The 873-nt window shown below is 49.4% G+C and carries 2 protein-coding genes; both read right to left on the bottom strand.

Annotated features, from left to right (window positions below; all coding sequences use genetic code 11):
- Nucleotides 1–123 precede the first annotated feature (123 nt).
- Entirely contained in the window at nt 124–354 is a 231-nt protein-coding gene (locus J3482_RS20145; RefSeq protein ID WP_031217800.1) for a DUF5348 domain-containing protein, read from the bottom strand.
- The coding region (locus J3482_RS20140; RefSeq protein ID WP_206923078.1) for an ExeA family protein at nt 354–873 on the bottom strand (520 nt) is incomplete at its 5' end. The genes J3482_RS20140 and J3482_RS20145, both read right to left, overlap by 1 nt.

Raw genomic sequence — 873 nt, 5'->3', positions numbered from 1 at the left:
TGTTACTGACATAGCATAACGTCCGAAAACTGACGGTGTAAGTTGACCGAGAACTGACGGATTCGCTGTCCAAGAACGCTTGCAAAAATGGGAAGGAAGTTTCCTCCCCTCCCGACAGTGTTTCTAAAGGTCGACGCTAACCAAATATCGCCGATTTTCTAAGAGTCCAAACGCGACGTCGCCGCTGATGATGTACCAAGATGTTCGTCCAAGCTCTAGCCGTCCACTAAGCGTTGTGCGTTCAATGTGAAATTGCACAATCTCCCCGCAGTGCAAACTGTACCACTCATTTTTGCCCTCAACCACCCAACGCGACAACTCTGGATCGTAGAACATCTGTAATCTCCGTGCCATCATGAGCATTCACCTTGAATGACGCGCTCGACCATGTGGTCGTCGATGATCCGTTGCCGATTTTGAGCCCCATACATGAGACAGTGCGTACAGAGTTTGTTGACCAGTCGTGGAGCTCCACCCGAGAAACGATAGATTTCATCGACAGCCTTATCCGAGAAAATAGATTGCTGTCCAGCTACCGCGTAGGCTAGATGACGTTCAATGTATGCCCCGATTTCAGCGCGGTCGTAGTGATGCAACTTACACTGTAGATCAATGCGTTGCCGAATGGCGGCGTAAGCCTGTAAGTTGAGCCGTTCCCAGAGCTCACTCTGTCCGACGAGAATTAGCGCCATAGGACTTTGCGCATCCATTTTAAAATTCAAAAGAAATCTTACTTCCTCGAGCATCTCCCGATCTAGCAAATGTGCTTCGTCTACGACCACAACTGGACTGAGGCTATGTATCCCACGCATCAGCTCAATCTCACGATGCAATTGACGTTTCGCGTCGCCGCGATAAAACTTAGCCTCGCAA

The organism is Alicyclobacillus suci, from assembly GCF_017329615.1.
Taxonomy (GTDB): Bacteria; Bacillota; Bacilli; order Alicyclobacillales; family Alicyclobacillaceae; genus Alicyclobacillus; species Alicyclobacillus suci.
The sequence above is the reverse complement of the archived record's forward strand: the minus strand, read 5'-3'. Positions and strand labels throughout refer to the sequence as shown.

Coding starts and splice junctions, on each gene's coding strand:
- J3482_RS20145 (WP_031217800.1), bottom strand. CDS start 354: ATGGCACGGAGATTACAGATGTTCTACGATCCAGAGTTGTCGCGTTGG.